Consider the following 19,050-nt stretch of genomic DNA (forward strand, 5'->3'; position numbering starts at 1 on the left):
GAATGTTTGTTTATAATTCCATTTTATTATATAATCAAACCTGTAAGGTATGCTAGTCAGTCGCTATTATTAAGAATGGATTTTGATCATATCTTATTTCAATATTAAGGTCGGCTATACTGATCAATTTCGTTTCTTCCTGGATATCATCATCGAAAAATTCGAGAGGCGAACATGCGAACGTTATTTGTTTTTCTTGAATTCCGGTAGGCAACTGTAAAGACTCCAGTTTTGGTAGGTTAAAATAGTCAGACAATTGACCATTCATATAAATTTTACTCCTGTCTTTTTCATCTATTACAAAGCAACTTCCTTTTTCGTCATCAAGAATACTGATATAGTGCTGGTTATAATAAAATGAGGCAAGTAGATAAGGAACATAGCCGTTTTCTCTGCATGCTTGTCCAAAACGTGCGCGTTTTCGTTCGTTAACGTATGGTGAGTAAAAGTTTTCCGGAACTGATTTAGGACCTAAATCATAAGTTATATTTCTTCTAAACGTATCTGCCTTAGCTTCGAACAGTCCAAAAATGTTAGGACTTGAGAAAAATAGTCTGTCACCGATTTTCTGAAAGTTATTTGCATTTCCCATGGTAAGAATTGCATATGGGCTTTCTTCTTCTGAAATAAATTTTTGTGTAATTTCTTTACGCTGAAGATTGTAGATCCCAACAAAGAATTTTTCGTTTCGTCCCACATAATTACAGTATAGGAATACATTCTCCTCATCTTTTGGATAGATATCAAAACTTGGAAACGCAGTTATTTTTTGAGTTTCAATTATCTCACCGTCATAATTAAAGATGTGCAGGGTGTTTCCCATATCGAGGGCATAAAAACGTTTGTTTTTGGCGTCTGCGCAAAACGCAACAATCATATTTATTTCCCCCGGGCCATTTCCCTGTTTTAGTTTCGACTGGAATTTCCCTTTTCGGCTAAAGGTATATACATTGAAATTAGCCAATACAAAAATTTTGTCATTCTCATCGTCTATAAACGTTTTATAAATATAGTCGAGCGATGATTCTTCAGTTGTTTCCAGTTGTACTATTTCAGTGGGTGTGCCAAGATATAATTCATCGGAAGTGGTTGGCTGAAGTGTTACGATATTGCTTTTAGGTTGCTGAGAACAGCCCCAGATTATTAAAACGTCTATTAGGCTTATTATTAAGGGTAGTCTTTTTTTTATCATAATTGGTGGTTATAAGTTAGAACATAAATTATTATCTTATTTGCTTTAGTTAAATTAGAACCTGAAAGTTGTAGTCCGTAGTTGAAAAATCGTTGGATCTTGTGCAACCCTCTCGAACCTTCAAACTATTCCTCTATTTCCACTTCTGATTCATGTGCCAGGTTTAGATTATTCGAAACGATAACCGTATCGCCGGCAGAAAGTGTTGCCCCTTCAGCTGCTTTCACTGAATATTCATTTTCGTTTTCGTTGAGTACGTTAATGTATGTCCAGTAAGCAATACCGTTGGTGTAGCGGAATAGCACCTCGCGGTTCTGTCGTAACACAACAGCATGTTTGGGAACAACCAATTGATCGGCTATCGCCTGTTTTATACTTACTTTTACATTCATTCCCTGCATATATTCTCCGGGATTTTCTACCTCTGCTTTTAACCAGATCAGTCCATTTTCATCGATATTCGGGTCAATTTCACAAATTCTACCAGTGGTATTTCCGGCTCCGGAAATAGGGGAGATGCTTACGTTTTGACTTAATTTTACTTTTGAGATTTCGGTTTCAAGCAGAGGAAAATCGATGTAGAATCGTCGGTCATTGATGAGTGTACAAAATGGTTCTGAAACATTAGCCTGCTCAAATGGTTTTTGTTTAATACCCGAAACTTTCCCGGTAAAAGGAGCTTTTAACTCTGTTTTATCCAATTGCAGCCGGGCTTCTTCAAAAGTTACCAGTGCCTGGTTATAACCCGACCGGATATTCGCAATTGCTTCATGTTCTGTAGTATAAAGTGTGTCGGTGGTGGAGTAGCCCATACCTATTAATGCATCCAGCTTGTCAATTTTTGCCTGCTCCAGGGTAATGTTTGCCTTCTTCATCGTAAGACGGTATGTCTCATTATCCAGACTGGCAATAACATCATTTTTATTAATGATATTCCCGTTCTTCACATCAATGGTAGCCAACGAACCGGAAACTTTGAAATAAAGTTCAGCTTGTTGCGAAGCCGATAATTTACCATTACTAACTATTTCTTTTAGAAAATCTTTTTCTTCGAGGGTGATTACTTCTACTGTGTTTTTTTCTTCAGGAAGGGCTTCCTTGGTTACCTCTGCAGAGGCATTAGGTTTGTTTGTACAAGCTGTAAATAACAAAGAAGAGACGTAAAGAAACAAGATAACTTGTCGTTTTATGGAAGGGAATTTTAGCGTATTCACGGTATACAGGTTTTTTGTTGAGACTATAAACTTAACAAACAGATTATTATATCCAATAACTTTTAACGTTTATTCTTGATGTACACGATGTTACTCGATTAGTTCATGGTTTTTTAAAATCATATGTTTAGCTTTTTAGTGATTTACTTTTTATCTGGTCTTTTTTGTTTTGCGAGAAACGTAAAATTGAAGATAGAAAAGATGAAAAATTGGTTTATACTTATTTGTTTGTTAGCTGGTAGCAAAAATTGTACCCGGATTATTGTTTAATTGTTTGAGTTTGTTTGAAATGGTTTGAAATAGTTTGAAATTGTTTGAGATGGTTTGATGGTTTGAGATTGTTCTATTTTTCATCTGGTTGACTTTGTTTTAGTTCTACAAGTATCAGCACAGGATTATCGTTTTCATCTATTTTGTTAAGCATATTTTTCAATTCAGGCTTTAGCGACTTTGCTGCTTTTAAAAGCTCTTTAAACTCTAAGGCAGTGTAATAGGTAAAGAACTGAGAATTCTTGAGTCCGACTCGTGGAAAAAGTGGTAATCCTCCATATAAATCGTCATGAAAACCATACAAATCAAAGTTTGTATCAAACAGATTAAAAAATGTTCCGTTGCTTTTATCAAAGACTCCGAGTTTTCGCCTTTCCTGGTGACCGTAACAGATAAACAGATACGCATCGGTTTCGCTTAAACCCAGTAAGCTGATTTTTTCAAAACTTTTCGGGTTCGATCGGTTGGTACCAATACCGTTTTTTACCTGAACTTCAACATCGTCAACATCACTGTATTTTTCATATTTTCCATAATCCAACTCGTAAACCGGTGTAGTTCGGCCTTTTTCATCCAATTCATGAATTACATTTTCGTATGGATTTTTATATCGGGTTTTTCCTTTGTAATGGTAAAAAAGGGCCGGGTAAACCATTAAACCATACCTTTTGTCCGTTTGTTTTTTAAACCTGTTTTTCTGAATTGTTTTAGCATTCTTATCCAATAGGTAAAGATCATGCCACGGTTCTTTTTCGTAGGTAAAACTCATGTTGTAAACTACAATGTCTCCATTTCCATTCCACTCCACCGGACCTGGGAAAAAATCAACTTGTACTTCTCTTAAGAAATTAGCATCGAAATCATACTCCATCATCTTTTGGTCAAGCAGATCAAAACCAATCAGTTGCTGTTTATCCTTATCGACAAGAAAAGTTTGAAATCCTTTCGCATATTCACCTGGGCCTCTTCCTTTTTTCCCAATTCTTGTTATGAAATTTCCATTTAGGTCGTATTTAAAAATGTAATTGTAATCGCTCACAAAAATCGTGTCATCAACAAGAACAATTTTCGAAATGTCGTTCCCAAACAAACAGTTTTCGTTGGTTTCCAGCGGAATAAAACGAATGTTTTCAGCAATGTTGCTGATTGCTAGTTCTTTTGATTTACCGATATTTTGACCCATTGGTATTTGAACGACTTTTTGTGCATCAGCCACATAAGAACAGATCAGTAAAAACAGAGTTGTTATTGTATAAAACTTTATCAAAATGTTCATCTTCTTAGCGTTTTAGGTTTAATACAGTTTCTGTTTTTGTGGTACTTAGTCTTTCAATTTAGCTATCATTACCACCGGATTATCCGATTCTTCCATTGTACTGAAAGCTTTTAGCTTGTCGGGCAATTTCCCGGCGGCTTCCGGGTTTGTCTCAAACCACAGTTTTACTTCAAAAGCTTCGAGTAAACCCGCTACTTCGTTGTTTTGGTTTACCGATTTAAAAGGGAAGGGGAGAAAGCCGTTTACATCGTTTTTTATGCCCAAATTGTTTTCTGAGAGTTTGGTGGTATTTGTGGCTTTGTCGTAAAAACCATAAGAAGAATCGCCATTAAATTTTTCGTGTGGCTGTCGTATTTTGAAAAAGAGAAAACGCCCGGCCCCAAACAGATCATCGATTAAAAAATAAGGTACATCGCCCTTTTGGCCGGTTAAATTGCTAGCACTTGCTTCTTCTGTTTCGCCTCTGTGCAGCACGAATTCTGGCTCCAACTTCTCCATAGAAACTGTAAACACGGTATCGGTAAACCGTTCAAAAAAATGAAGCTGATCTTGTAAAAAATAAAATTTGGCGTTCCAATCGAATACCGATATCCCATCTCGGTTGATGTCGTAATCAAAACGTTTGTATTGCGGAAAGACCTTTATTCGCGGATTGTTATTGTTGAACACAATTAGTTTTGCCTCTTCTTTTCCGTTAAGGTTCCATACATATCCAATATGGCAGGTATCGTTTAAGGGAACTATGGATGTTATTATTTCACTGAAAATATTATTTGCCATGTCTTCTTCGCGTTCAATTGGTTGAACGGTAATCTCGTTGGCAACAGTTCCGTCCAATGTATAGGTGGCGTAGATTTTTGAATCCCAGCTTTTCGTATAAACCTGGTTACGCTTTTCATCGAAAGTAAAGGCTTTAAGTATATTTCGATAACCGTCAGGATCTTTGCCGTAGTGCCCGATTTCGCGTATAAATTTTCCGGTTTTTCTGTCGAATAAATATGCTTGTCGGTGTGTTACAGCTATAATGTAGGACTCATTCGTAAATACCCTTGGCGAATTTCCTAATAGGATTTCCTTTTTCGTTTCAAGACGGACGTATTCAATATTTCCATCAACTATTTCGCTTAATTGTGCCTTATCCTCCTTGTTAAATGCGTCGATAATTTCAACATTGTAGATTTCTGTTTGCTGTTCAGTCTTATTAGTAGAACAAGATGCAATTGTTACTAAAAAGAATAGAATTGCCGAAGTTTGTGTGCCCAATGAGTAGAAGGACTGTATCCAATTTGCAAATGTTGATAATCGATTTTCGGTTTGTCTGAATTTGTTGATTTTCATGTGTTTTAATCATTTGTGTGAATGGAGCTAAATTTACAACTGATTATTCAGTTGTGCAACTGAAGAAACAGTTATTTAATAATAAATATTTATTCAGAAAGGTTCAGGCTGGTTTTAGGGGGCTGATTTTAGTAAAAAATGAAGGGCAACCATTATGGTTGCCCTTCATTAATCAATTGTATGTTTTAGAATTTTGCCTTCTTTCAGTCATTTTTCTTGTCCGACTGGGGCATATTACCTTTTATCTGTCCCCTAAGCTCACCTCCCGGATTTTGTAACGTATGTACATTTACATAGGTTTTTCCTGCATAAATTTCATTGACCAAATCCATTACAGTTGCACCTGCAAGTGGCCCCTTTAGATCGGAGTCCATAATTACACCTTCGGCCAAAATCCCACTGAAATAACCTTCAATTAGCATTGGTGGTGGTCCTGACGGATACAACCATGCAACTACCGAGCCGTTTTCCCCCTCTGGAGCCCAATGGATGTGTGACATTGTAACATCCATAATACTATCAACAATAAGTTTGTACGACAATTCAGTTCCATCCTTACTCAGTTGGAAAATAGCTTGTCCCGTTGCCATCGTTTCTACCGGAACCACTTCATTATCTCCTGATAAATGCGTTCTGAAGTTCAGAACCTTTTTAGCACTTTTGGTAACTAGTTCCTGCTGATCTTCAGGTATAAGATCAGACTTTTCGCATGATACAAAAGCAAAGATGCTTATTAGTATCATCAATACTGAAAGCTTTTTCATAATGTTTAATGTTTTAATTAATATACCTCAACTCCTACAATATCCCCTTTTACTGAGTTGGCAATAGCTTTATGATCGTCCCCGATCCTTTTTACTCCATCAATTAATCGCAGTCCTTCACAAAGTGTTTTACTTTTGTCTGTTTCATATTGTTGGTTCTAGTAATTTACGAAGTATTTGAATAAAAGACAAATATGTCCTTTAAATAAATATTACGTTAAAATGAACGGAAATCGGAGTGCTACGAATAAATTAGACCATAAGAATGCCGGTTAATCGGACACTTGAAAAATATAAATAGAATGATAACTAATAAGGGCTTAGAATACTTATCTGTTGGGAGATTGTATGAAGATGTAATTCTGTCCGATTGAAAAGGGGATGGCGCTTTTAACCCAATAGTTTATTCGGATTTGGGTAGTTGTTTCCCATTACCTTTTTGTACTCCAGCGTATAGGCGTTGTATCTTAATTTTGCTTCTTCATTCAACTTGAGTTTTTGCAAAGCTTTTACCAGGAAAGTAAGCGCCACTTCGTTCAATGGATCAATATTGAAAATAACCTCAGAGAACTCGATGCTTAATTGATAGGCTTCCGCATTATAGGCATTTTCCATTTCCAGTAATAATGCCGGTTCAAGTTTGTTCTCAGCTTCCTGTTTAAACGAGTCGTAAACCGAATCATCTGCGAGTTTTAAAAATTTTCCTCTGCCTAGCAGTTCAAGCAGTTCGAGCTGGTTTTCGCCAGGTTCTTTTCCTGAAATAAGTTCTAAGCACCTGGTGTAGTCGCAATAAAATTCATCCGATAGTACAAGCTTAAAACAACCTTTTTCGTACACCAGTTCAACCCCATCAAATTCACTTAAAGCCTTCCGCAAATGGTTAATAGTAACACCTCTCAGGTTTTTAACTTTTTGTGCGGGTTTTCCGGGCCATAAAATACTACCCAGTTTTTGCGACGAGATGCCATCTTTTTCTGCACTGTGTTGCAGTAAAAGGATAAGCATTTGTTTTAACCTGGTGCTAAACATGTAAGTGATGTCTTTATTGTTGCGATCGTGTGCGGCAAAATCGCCAAAAAGGTAAATTGAATTAGGTTTTACAATAACTTTCCTTTTGTTTCTTAATCTGCTTAATCCTCCTGATCCATTCCGTTCGCTGCTGTATTTCAATTTTATTCTACGATAAAAAATAAAAGCTATTACAAGGATGATTGACGAAAGAATGATTATTAACCGCGCTGTTCCGGGATTATTTGGCTTCGAATAATTCACCAGTTCCTCTGCCGTAATCGGAGGAAATGCCAGCGAATAAACTTTCAGCTCAGATGCGATATCATCATCAAACTCTTGTATCAAAGCATAAAGTGTATGTAGCCCTTCATCGAAATATAAGTTCGCATTAGTGGTAATTTTATCGGAGCGTATTGGAACCGAGTCTCCCAGTATTTCATAACTGCCATCGGCTATCGCAAAGCGATACAGTCTGAGGTACGATTCTGAATAGTGTTCCGGATAACAAAAGGTGTAAAAACTGGAATCGTTAAGAATAACCATTCCCCGAACCGGAACAACATTGTCGCCTTCCCATGGTATTTCCCAAAGTTTTGTAATGTTTTTGGTGTTCAGGTCAACTTTGTATAAATCGTAATAATACTTTCGTCCTACAATTTGTTCTCCCGATTCGTTTCCCATGCCGCCAAAAATGTAGGCCGAGTTTGTCTTTTTTGAATAGCCAACCGATGAGAAATAACGGGGCGACAAAAAATCGCCCGTAAAACCTGCAAGCGTCTGCCATCCCTTATTTTCAAGGCTATACGAAAAGAAGTCGTTATTGTAGAACATGTTCCCAAAGCCCCCGAAGATAGTGTACTGTCTGTTTTCAGGATCGAAAAAGGAACCGTGATGGTGCAGCTGTATCGGAAGTTCCTGAGTTGTTTCGGCTGTCCAGTTATGAGTCGACAAATCGAGGCTGGCAACCGTAGGAATATCGTTTTTCCGCTCAAAAAAAACTTCGTAGGAATATAACTTGTTATTCGCCGGATCAAGAAAATTAGTGCCCAAAAACAGATTTACAGGGCACGGTTCGTTAAACGCAATAACTTCTGTTTTTTCGGTTCTTACATTGTATTTATGAATAGTATCGCGGTTAAAATAGTAGATCTCTTTTTTTTGAGGATTGTAATTGGCACCTGCAACAGAACCCGATTGAAATGAAATTTTGTGCCTCCAGTGATAGGCATCATTAATCAACCATTCCGGATTACTCACATTGCCAATTGATTTCCCATTTATATCATGAACAATGCTGCCTTCATTTTCATTCAGATCAAAGTGGTACTTGTCCTTATTTCCTATAGAGAGTTCTTTAATGGCAAAAGAAGGAACATCAATTATATAATCGCTTTTACCAAATAAAATTACAGGATGATATTTTTTGGGGAGGCCAACATTGGCAGCACTAAAAGTTTGGTCATGGATTTTCAGCGAAATAGAATCGTTTTTCAGATCGAAAGAAATTTTCATGTTAAACCAGTAGGTGTTAAGCAAATATTCCTTACTCATTCTTGCAATAATCAGGCTGCTTTTTCCTTCCTGGTTAAATCGAAACACCAAATCAGGACCTTGCCCGTCGTAAAATAAATTGAAAATTTTATCGCTTTCGGTATTTTTTATTCGGATGATGTATCCAATAAGCGTTGGTGGATATAAGGATAAGTCAAAATCAATGTCAAAGGAATCTGAAAATGCGATGTTGGAATCATCGAATACATTGTAAGAAGTACGCTCGGCTATTGGTACTTCTCCTCCGTTGAATTTTAATCCCCTTAGAAACGAGCCCTGAAAGTTTAATAAAACTATTATAAGTGTTATGTAATGTAGCTTAATCAACATTGTTGTTAATACTAAACTTGGATTATCATTCTTTTATCTTTAATTTTTTACTTCGTTTAGAATATTGCAAACGTTAAGAATATTCCAATTCTCGTTTTTACAACGAAAAGAGACGTTTTTTTTGAAAAGCAACAAATATTTGTATCAATCCCCCGGTTAATTGCGCAAGATTAATGTTTTTTTTTTGATTTTAACCCGATTTTAACCCATAATTTAATCACTGTCTTTCAATATTTGAGGGCTGTTCATTTAGAATATCCCTGTTAGCGGAATTTTTAAGAACAGTTGAATTAAAACTTTATCAAACTATTGGGACAATGAAACTAATCGGGTTTTTAACCACAATTATCCTTACCTCTATACATTGTTTTGGTACATCTGTATGCGAAGGGAAACATAAGGCAAATTCGGAATTGCAAAATACTGAAGAAGCAAAACAGAGCAGCAGTTCGCCTTCTTTCACTTCTGTAAATTGTACTTCATTCGAAAATCAAAAGGATTTATCTGATCAAAATCTAACCCGTGCAATGACTCTGGCAGATGCGGCCTTTGAAGCTCATTTTATTGGAGAGGAAATGGCTATGGCCCGGTTTTTTAATCCATATACCGGAGCTGTTTCTGACGAAAAAGGTAGTATTTGGATGTACACCAGCGCAATTGAAGCTGTTAACGCCATTCTTCATGCTCTGAAAGCGCAAAAGGAAAACGGAAATACGACCTTATACGATGCACATTTTAAGCGATACGCCGATTTGCTTTACGAATTATACGAGAAAGCAGACTATTACCTCGGAACATTCGAATTAGTGTCGTACACACAAACCAAAGAATGGACAGTATACGGGGTTAACCGCGGAGCTGCTACAGGGCAGGCCGAAGTTGCCGGCATAATGAATGTGTATGATGATCAAATGTGGTTGGTTCGCGAATTTATTGAAGCCTATAAATTAACCGGTAAAAACGAATTCCTTGAAAAAGCCGAGTATCTGACCGAGTATGTGCTCGATGGATGGGACTGCACTTTTAATGATAAAGGTGAAGAGAACGGTGGTATTACCTGGGGACCCGGCTATGTGTCGAAGCACTCATGCAGCAATGGTCCTATGGTAAGTCCGCTGGTGTGGTTGCACGAGATGTACAAAGGAAAGAAAGATAAAATCGTACATCGATCTATTGATCCGTCTGACCGGAAAACCAGAATTGCAAAAAAGGTTAGTAAAAGCGACTACTACCTTGATTTTGCACAAAAAGTTTACCACTGGCAAAAAGAACATTTGTTGCGGGCCGATGGTGTTTACGATGATATGATGGGAGGTTGTACGCCACGAAACCCGCAAACAGAGCTTATTAACGGAGTTGAGTACCGTAAAGGAATCGACTGCCGCGACCAGGTGGGGCCGGCATTTACTTACAACAGCGGAACAATGCTCTCGGGAGCGGCCGATCTGTTTCGCGCTACCGGAGATGATTTATATCGAAGAGATGCACAACACTTATCGAAATCGAGCTTTACCTATTTCGCTCAAATCGATAAGGACATTCCCGGTTACTACTCTTTTGATGTCAGGGGTTTCCGTAACTGGTTTAATGGGGTATTGATGCGGGGTTATGTTGATGTTCATCCTTCCTGTGAGGAGGTGTCGGGATACATCAACAGTTTTCAGCAGAATCTTGATTACGCCTACGAAAAATTCCTTTACAACGGTTTCCTGCCAACCAATCTGCTAAAAGGATGGGAAGAAGATCATGAAAAAAACAAAACAGAAGGGATGTTCAATTTCGCATTTGCGGCTGAATATGCTGTTCTGGCAAAATATGAATTAGAAAAACAATAAACTGAAAATCACGATTATGGATAGATCTCTTTATAATCTGATTCAACCACGGGTTTATTTTGAAGATCTTTTGAAGAAATTTTTTTCTGTTATTGTAAAGGGTTAAATGTGGTTCATGTGTACAATAACCAGCAAAAATGATACAGGCTTCACTTTGATATATGATACGGAAATACCCGCAGGGAGAATTATGTAGAGAATAAAAAGAGCTACTAATGAACTGGTCGGAAGATCCCGAATTCTTTTTAAAATGAGTTCTGGTTTATTGCGTGTGGAGAATAAATAATTTTACAATTTAAATAATAATTATGCTTAAATCAACTGTCAGCAAAATCCTGATTGTGTTTATTATTGCCGCTTTTTTAGGGGCTTGCAATTCGCAGTCGGAAGTTACACAAAAAGAAGAAGCAGGGGCGGAGTTTCGTGCGCCTGCTTATCCGTTAATAACAATCGATCCGTACACCTGTGCATGGTCCATGTCCGATCAGTTGTTCGACACACCGGTAAAACACTGGACGGGCAGAAACCACTCGCTGATTGGCGCCGTTCGTGTGGATGGAGAAACCTATCGTTTCATGGGTAAGGAAGAGATTCCGCTTGAACCGGTTGTTCCGAGTGCAAAATTTGAAGCTTGGGATGGAAAATACCTGACAAATGAGCCGGCTACAGGTTGGGAAAAACCGGGTTTTAACGATGCTTCATGGAAAAGCGGAAAAGCAGCTTTTGGTACGCCAAATATGAGTGAAACTGCTACTCCGTGGACAACGCCTCATATTTGGGTGCGTCGCGAATTTACGATGCCCGAAGTTAACGAAGCAAGCGATTTGTTCCTGGTGTATTCGCACGACGATGATTTTGAATTATACCTTAACGGGAAAGAAATTGTAAATACCGGAAACCGTGCAAAAAGCAATGTTGTATTAAAGCTGGATAAAAGCCTGCTGAACATTGGTGGCGAAAATACCATTGCAGCGCATTGCTGGGATCGTGGTGGTTTGGCCTATGTTGATTTCGGAATCTTTAAAGAGAGCGATATTCAACCTGTTTTTGCTCAAACAGCTGTTCAAAACAGTGTGAAAATAACAGCTACACAAACGAAGTACGATTTTACATGTGGCCCGGTAGATTTGCATGTTGAATTTGTTTCACCGCTGTTGATGGACGATTTGGACCTGCTTTCGCGCCCGGTAAATTATATCAACTACGAAGCGGTTTCAACCGACGGAAAATCGCATGACGTAGAGGTGTATTTCGAGGCTACTCCCGAGTGGGCAGTAAACGAGTTAAACCAGGAAGTAAAAGTTTCAACCGGAAATACCGGTAACATCAACTTCTTGAAAACCGGAACAATCGAACAGCCTGTTTTGGAAAAGAAAGGCGACAACATTCGTATCGACTGGGGCTATTTCTACCTAGCATCGCCTGAAGCTGAAAACAAAACACTTGCAATGGGTGATTTCGCGGGTATGAAAAAAGTATTTGTTGAAAGAGGAAAAGTAAACGCAAGAGACACTAAAACAACAGCTGTTCTTTCACAAAATATGCCTGTTTTGGCTTGTTCTGAGGTGCTTGGAAATGTTTCGACAAAACCGGCTAAAGGTTATGTAATGTTGGGCTACGACGATGTTGAATCAATTCAGTATTTTGGCGATAACCTGAAAGCATGGTGGGCAAACGACGGTGAGGTAAGTTTTGATGAGGTGTTAACTTCTGCTGCCAAAGATTACCAAAGTGTTATGGAGCGTTGTGATGCAACGGATCAGGCGGTTTACGAAGAAGCGCTGGCTGCCGGTGGCGAAAACTACGCACGTTTGTGTTTGCTGACTTATCGTCAGGCAATTGCCGCACACAAACTGGTAAAAGACACTAAAGGAAACATTCTTTTCCTTTCAAAAGAAAACTTCAGTAACGGTTCAATTGGTACCGTTGATGTTACTTATCCTTCGGCTCCGATGTTCCTGAAATACAATCCTGAATTGTTAAAAGGTATGTTAAACCCGATTTTCTACTATTCAGAAAGTGGAAAATGGACCAAGCCTTTTGCGGCACACGATGTTGGTACATATCCAAAAGCCAACGGCCAGACTTACGGTGGCGATATGCCGGTTGAAGAATGTGGTAATATGCTGATTCTGACAACTGCCATTGCCGATGTTGAAGGAAATGCCGATTATGCAGCCGAGCACTGGGAGGTATTAACAACCTGGGCGAACTACCTGATGGAAAACGGACTTGATCCGGAGAACCAGCTTTGTACCGACGACTTTGCCGGTCACTTTGCCCACAACGTAAACCTTTCGGCAAAAGCAATTATGGGAATTGCCGGATACGGAAAACTGGCAGCAATGTTGGGTAAAACTGATGTGGCTGAAAAATACACTTCAGAAGCTAAAAGTATGGCACAGGAATGGATGAAAATGGCTGACGACGGAGACCACTATCGTTTAACTTTTGATAAACCGGGAACCTGGAGCCAGAAATACAACATTGTTTGGGACAAACTGCTTGGTCTTGGAATTTTCCCTGAAGAAGTGGCGCAAACAGAAATTGCCTACTACCTGACCAAACAGAACACCTACGGTTTACCGCTTGATAACCGCAGAACATATACGAAATCAGACTGGATTGTGTGGACAGCTACTTTAGCTGATGATACCGAAACGTTTCAGAAATTTATCGATCCGGTTTACGCTTTTGTAACCAATACGCCTGATCGTGTTCCGATGACCGACTGGTACGAAACACCAACTGCAAATCAGGTTGGATTCCAGGCTCGTTCCGTTGTTGGCGGGTATTTTATTAAAATGCTGGAAAAATAGAAGGTTATAAATACCTTGATCTAAAACAAACCCGAAACCGAAGAATCCAATTCTGACAATTCGGTTCCGGGTTTGTTATTATTGCCAATGAGGTAAAATTGTATACATTCGTAATTGATATAACGAATTAGACCATCAACTTTCTATATTGATTTGTATGGAAACAAGTTTTATCGTTAGGCTATGAGTTTTTATGACTCACGAAATATACTTTATGACCTTTCTTCATTTAAAAATGGTGAAGAAAATGCGTTTAAACTGGTTTTTGAAAATAATTACGAAAAAATAGTTGGTTTTTGCTGTCAATTTATTCCCGATCGGGAAGAGGCCAAAAATATAGCTCAGCAAGCTTTTGTAAAACTATGGACCAATAGGGAAGAGGTTAATACCTGTAATGGAATCAGAGCTTTTTTGTATACTGCCGCAAAAACAGATTGTTTGAATTATTTGCGTCACGAGAAATACAAACTGAACTACCAACAAAATATACTTGAGAAGCGCGAAAAACTCTTGAATCAGGAAATTCTGGAATCATTTAAATTCGACAGGCTCGAGTACATGGAACTCGAAGAAATGATTCAAAATGCGCTTGATAAACTACCCGAAAAATGCCGGCAGGTTTTCGTGAAAAGTCGTTTCGAATATAAAAAAAACCGTGAGATTGCCGATGAATTGGGAATTGCTCTTAAATCCGTTGAATCCAACATTACCCGTGCCTTGAAAATTCTTCGTAAAGAATTAAAAGATGTTCTTCCTTCGGTTCTGTGGATGTTCTAATCCGTAACTGCAAATCATCCTTTTGTCCCCCCATTCAACCTCGATATTATTTCAAAGAGATTTTTTTTGATTTTTTTCGCTTTCAATAAAGGGTAGCGGAGTGTTCGTGTGTACAATAGTTAACAAAGACAAATATGGACTACACTATTATACAAAAATACCTTCAGGGAAAAGCAAGTAACGAAGAGAAGGAACAACTGTTTAACTGGTTGGATGAGAGTACTTCGAATAAGGATGAATATATAGAGATAAAAAAAATATGGGCTTTAACTTCTCGTGAAGAGAACGTTGAAGGCAAAACCTGGAGTGATATAGAACCATCGGAATTAAAACCGGCAAAAACCAAAACGTTGCAACACTGGTTGGCGCGAGCTGCTGTTTTTCTGCTTCTGATTAGTTGTGGTGCGATTGGTGGCCGTATCATTTCAAAAATAGTTGAAACCCCGGTTTATTCGCAGATGTACTCCGTTATTTCTCCGGCCGGGCAAATGACCAATATTGAGTTACCCGACGGTACTTTGGTGATGCTCAATTCCGGAACAAAGATTCAGTATTCAGGCGATTTTACTGATGGAAACCGACAGGTTTATCTTGAAGGTGAAGCATTTTTTGACGTACAAAAAGATGTTGAACATCCATTTATCGTTAAATCCGAACTTCTTGGTGTAAAAGTTTATGGCACTTCATTTAATATTCAGGCGTATCCTGAAGACAGAGCGTTTACCGCAACGCTTATAGAAGGAAGCATTGGTATTTTAAATACAAGCGGAGAAGAGGTGACAAAACTGGTGCCCGGTGAAAAAGCCTATTTCGAAGAAAGTGAAACCAACATAGATATTCGAAAAGTGGATACCGCAATGTACACCTCGTGGAAGGAAGGACTGGTTACTTTCCGAAATGAAAGGTTGGAGGATATTGCCAAACAAATTGAACGTTGGTATAATGTAGAGATAGTTATACAAAAAGAGGGCTTGGGTGATGAAAGGTACTTTGGTACTATTTTGAAAAACAAACCTATCGATCAAATTCTGGAGGTGCTAAAATTAACCACTTCGCTGGAATACGAAATTGTGCCCCGAGCAAATGAGCCTAGTTTGATTTACTGGAAATAAGAAATAGAATTAACTAATAAAACTTAATGCAGACTTATGAGTAGAACAAATACTTCCTAAAAAGACGACAGGCCAAAAATACTGGAAATATTTTTAGCCTGCTCAGCTTAACAGGTACGCCAATACCTGAAAAGCACTGATAAATAAAACTTAGTATTTACCAATAACATGTCAAATTTATGAAAAAAACAGACAATTGCTCTTGTTTACATGGGCAACTAAAAAAAGTTTTAATGATTATGAAACTAACGACCTTTCTAATCTTTGTACTAACTCTGAACGTATTTGCTGAATCCTATGCGCAATCCACAAAAATTACGCTATCAATGGACAAGGCAACTGTAAAAGAGGTGATTGAACAAATCGAAAGCGAAACAGAATTCTACTTCATGCTGAAGTATGATGATCACCTTATGAATAGACAAGTGGATATTGATTTTAATGATGCCAATATCCATGATGTACTTATCCAACTTTTTGAAGCGAACAAATACAATTACGAGATTATTGATCGCTACATTGCTGTAACACCTTTAGATGCAACGGATGCAAATGACCAGACAACAGTTAAGGGAATTGTAACCGACGAAGATGGGGAAGCTTTGCCTGGTGTAACCGTACTATTTAAAGGTACAACCAATGGTACAGTAACAGATATTAATGGTTACTACGAATTGCCTGTTGCCGAAGGAAAAATTCTTGTTTTTTCGTTTGTTGGAATGAAATCTCAGGAAGTAAGACTGGAAGGACAGACAAAGATTGATGTAACACTTGAAGTTGATGCTATTGGAATTGAAGAGGTGGTTGCCATTGGATATGGGGTTGTAAAAAAGAGCGACCTGACAGGGGCTGTTTCATCGTTAAAGAAAGACGATATGAATACAGGCGTTACGGCAACTGTTGATGATCTTTTATTGGGTAAATCAGCAGGTGTACAGATTACACAGGCAAGTGCCGAACCCGGTGGTGGTATAACCATACAAATCAGGGGAGCCAGCTCGATTAATGCTGGCTCAGGACCGCTTTATGTTATCGATGGACTACCCATTTCTGCCGGATCGGTTGTTTCGGGCACGGGAGCCGAAATTGCAAATACAAGAACTCCCCGAAATCCGCTTAACGATATCAACCCATCAGATATTGAATCGATTGAGATTTTAAAAGACGCATCGGCAACCGCAATTTATGGTGCTAGAGGTGCTAACGGAGTAATAATAGTAACTACTAAAAAAGGTTCTGCCGGTAAAATTCGTGTAACATACAATGGGTACACTGGTGTTCAGCAATCAACAAAAACAGTTGATGTATTAAATGCACAAGATTATCAACGGATTTTAAATGAAATCTTGGATACGCCCGGATCGAATGTTTCAGAAAGCGAACGCGTTACAGAAATTATCGATGGAGGAACAAACTGGCAGGATGAATTACTTCGTACAGGTGTTGTTCAAAGTCATGCACTTTCATTTACAGGAGGAAATGATGCAACCAAATATTTTGCTTCGTTAAACTATTTTAACCAAGAGGGAGTAATTATAAACTCAGCTTTCGAGAGGTACGATGCCAGGTTGAATATCGATCACAAATCAGGTGATTTTCACTTTGGGGCAAATTTTGCCACATCATATACCCACGATGATTTCTTGTCGTATGGTTATGATACCAACGAGGCTGCCGGAGTTTTATATTCGGCCATAAATTTCGATCCAACATTACCAATTTTTGGCGATGACGGAAGATACATGACTTCTAGTCTGATCAATACTGATAACCCACTGGCTCTTGCAAATGGTGAAATAAGTAAAGCCGAGAATTACCGCACATTCGGTACCGTATTCGGAGAATATACCATTTTGCCGGGTTGGACCACAAAACTTAATATTGGATTTGATACTCGTAATACCCGCCGCGATTCGTATGTTACAACCGACACGAAAAACGGTTATGCGAGTGGCGGTATTGGGTCGATTTTAACTGGTACTCAAAATAACTATTTAGGTGAACTTACTTCAACCTATTCTGGTCAGTTTAACGAAAACAACCAGTTTACGATTATGGGAGGTGTTACCTATCAGAAGTTCATTGGACAGAACTTTGCAGGTACCGGAAAAGATTTTCCTGCTGATGAGGCATTGACTTATTCAATGCAATCGGGTAATCCCGAATTATACAGCATGAGTAGTGGAAAGAACAACAACAAACTCATTTCGTATATCGGAAGGATAAATTATAACTTATACAATAAGTACTTGTTTACAGCCACTTTCAGGGCTGATGGGTCTTCACGTTTCGGAGAAAATAACAAATTCGGCTATTTCCCTTCAGGAGCATTTGCATGGAAAATGCACGAAGAAGATTTTATTAAAGACCTCGAAGTTTTTAGTATCCTGAAATTTAGGGCAAGTGTTGGACGTACAGGTAACCAGGCTATTGGTAACTACCGCTCGTTAACCACTTTTGGAAAAGGTCCGAGTGTAGTACTTGGCGACCAGATACTGGTAAGTCTGGAGCCGGAACGAATTGCCAACCCCGATTTGAAATGGGAAACCAGTGAGCAAATCAACTTCGGATTTGATATGGGCTTCTTTAAAAATCGTATTTATGCTAGCGTCGATTATTTCCAAAAAAATACTTACGATATGTTGTTTGCCAAGCCAATTCCGTCATCTACCGGATTTGGTTCAATTCTTCAAAATATCGGTAACATTAAAAATAAAGGATTTGAGTTTGTGATTGATACCAAAAACCTAACCGGGAAGTTTAAATGGAACACCAGTTTTAATTTAAGTACGCTTAAAAATGAAGTGGTTGATTTAGGCGGAATTCCTGAAATTGTACATGCCGGTGCAGGTTGGACAAACCAAATTGCAATTATCCGCGAAGGAGAGGCACTGAACTCGTTCTATGGCTACAATGTTTTGGGAATTTGGCAATCGGAAGAAGAGATTCAGGCTTCAGGCACAAAGGATCCGGTAAAACCGGGCGATGTTAGGTATGAAGATGTAAATGGTGATGATGTTGTAAATTCAGACGACCGCGTAATTCTTGGAAATTCATTCCCCGATTTAAGTTATGGTTTAACCAATACATTCAACTACAAACGCATTGGATTAAACATTTTTATTGATGGTGTACAGGGAATCGATATGTTGAATAACGCTGTTGTTGAAACCTATTTCCCGATCAGCCAGAGAAGGAACCGGCTTGCCGAACCTTATCTGAATCGCTGGACGGCAGATAACCCTTCAACAAAATATCCTTCGTTTGTTGATCCAACAAACCAGGGTAACAAAGGCGTGAGTTCAATTACGGTAGAAGATGCTTCATTTGTTCGGTTGAGAACGGTGAGATTAAGCTACGATATTCCGATCAAAAACAAAAAAGTATTTGATCGCTTTAATGTTTATGTGAGCGGACAAAATTTATTTGTAATTTCTGACTATTCAGGAGTTGATCCAACAACCAACTCGAACGGAAATGCAAGTTTGAAAATTGATTTTAACTCGTATCCGGTTTCCAGAACCTTTACGGTAGGTGTTGAAATAGGTCTTTAATTCAAAA

At 38.4% G+C, this 19,050-nt stretch carries 11 protein-coding genes; 5 read left to right on the forward strand and 6 right to left on the reverse strand.

Features of this window, described 5'->3' with window-relative positions:
• Nucleotides 1-52: 52 nt before the first annotated feature.
• The 6 genes from LH29_RS09755 to LH29_RS09780 form a co-directional block, all read right to left on the reverse strand.
• Complete coding sequence (locus LH29_RS09755) at nt 53-1,192, reverse strand: 6-bladed beta-propeller (protein WP_045028225.1); 1,140 nt, start codon at nt 1,190-1,192, stop codon at nt 53-55.
• A gap of 125 nt (nt 1,193-1,317) precedes the next feature.
• Nucleotides 1,318-2,406, reverse strand: a complete 1,089-nt coding sequence (locus tag LH29_RS09760; RefSeq protein WP_198152393.1) for an efflux RND transporter periplasmic adaptor subunit — start codon at nt 2,404-2,406, stop codon at nt 1,318-1,320.
• 343 nt (nt 2,407-2,749) lie between these two features.
• A complete protein-coding gene (locus LH29_RS09765; RefSeq protein ID WP_045028229.1) occupies nt 2,750-3,952 on the reverse strand; it encodes a 6-bladed beta-propeller in 1,203 nt (400 codons plus the stop codon).
• 45 nt (nt 3,953-3,997) lie between these two features.
• Nucleotides 3,998-5,290 carry a DUF4934 domain-containing protein gene (locus tag LH29_RS09770; RefSeq protein WP_045028230.1) on the reverse strand — a complete coding sequence of 431 codons (1,293 nt, stop codon included), beginning with the start codon at nt 5,288-5,290 and terminating at the stop codon, nt 3,998-4,000.
• Nucleotides 5,291-5,493: 203 nt separating this feature from the next.
• The gene (locus LH29_RS09775) at nt 5,494-6,054 is read right to left on the reverse strand and encodes a CHRD domain-containing protein (protein ID WP_198152394.1); all 561 of its coding nucleotides are present in this window, start codon (nt 6,052-6,054) and stop codon (nt 5,494-5,496) included.
• A gap of 390 nt (nt 6,055-6,444) precedes the next feature.
• Nucleotides 6,445-8,946: a Kelch repeat-containing protein gene (locus LH29_RS09780; protein WP_157493628.1), complete on the reverse strand. Its 2,502-nt coding sequence runs from the start codon at nt 8,944-8,946 to the stop codon at nt 6,445-6,447.
• A 317-nt stretch (nt 8,947-9,263) separates the two neighbouring features.
• On the opposite strand from LH29_RS09780, the gene LH29_RS09785 reads away from it, so the two are divergent.
• The 5 genes from LH29_RS09785 to LH29_RS09805 all read left to right on the forward strand — a co-directional run bounded on the left by LH29_RS09785 (nt 9,264) and on the right by LH29_RS09805 (nt 19,043).
• Complete coding sequence (locus LH29_RS09785) at nt 9,264-10,781, forward strand: glycoside hydrolase family 76 protein (protein WP_052670717.1); 1,518 nt, start codon at nt 9,264-9,266, stop codon at nt 10,779-10,781.
• A 308-nt stretch (nt 10,782-11,089) separates the two neighbouring features.
• Nucleotides 11,090-13,600, forward strand: a complete 2,511-nt coding sequence (locus tag LH29_RS09790; protein ID WP_045028232.1) for a glutaminase domain-containing protein — start codon at nt 11,090-11,092, stop codon at nt 13,598-13,600.
• Nucleotides 13,601-13,783: 183 nt separating this feature from the next.
• Nucleotides 13,784-14,377 carry an RNA polymerase sigma-70 factor gene (locus tag LH29_RS09795; protein ID WP_045028234.1) on the forward strand — a complete coding sequence of 198 codons (594 nt, stop codon included), beginning with the start codon at nt 13,784-13,786 and terminating at the stop codon, nt 14,375-14,377.
• A gap of 134 nt (nt 14,378-14,511) precedes the next feature.
• Nucleotides 14,512-15,489, forward strand: a complete 978-nt coding sequence (locus LH29_RS09800) for a FecR family protein (RefSeq protein WP_045028236.1) — start codon at nt 14,512-14,514, stop codon at nt 15,487-15,489.
• 239 nt (nt 15,490-15,728) lie between these two features.
• The gene (locus LH29_RS09805) at nt 15,729-19,043 is read left to right on the forward strand and encodes a SusC/RagA family TonB-linked outer membrane protein (RefSeq protein WP_232302830.1); all 3,315 of its coding nucleotides are present in this window, start codon (nt 15,729-15,731) and stop codon (nt 19,041-19,043) included.
• The last annotated feature ends 7 nt before the right edge of the window (nt 19,044-19,050 follow it).

It is taken from the genome of Draconibacterium sediminis, from assembly GCF_000949475.1.
Taxonomy (GTDB): Bacteria; Bacteroidota; Bacteroidia; order Bacteroidales; family Prolixibacteraceae; genus Draconibacterium; species Draconibacterium sediminis.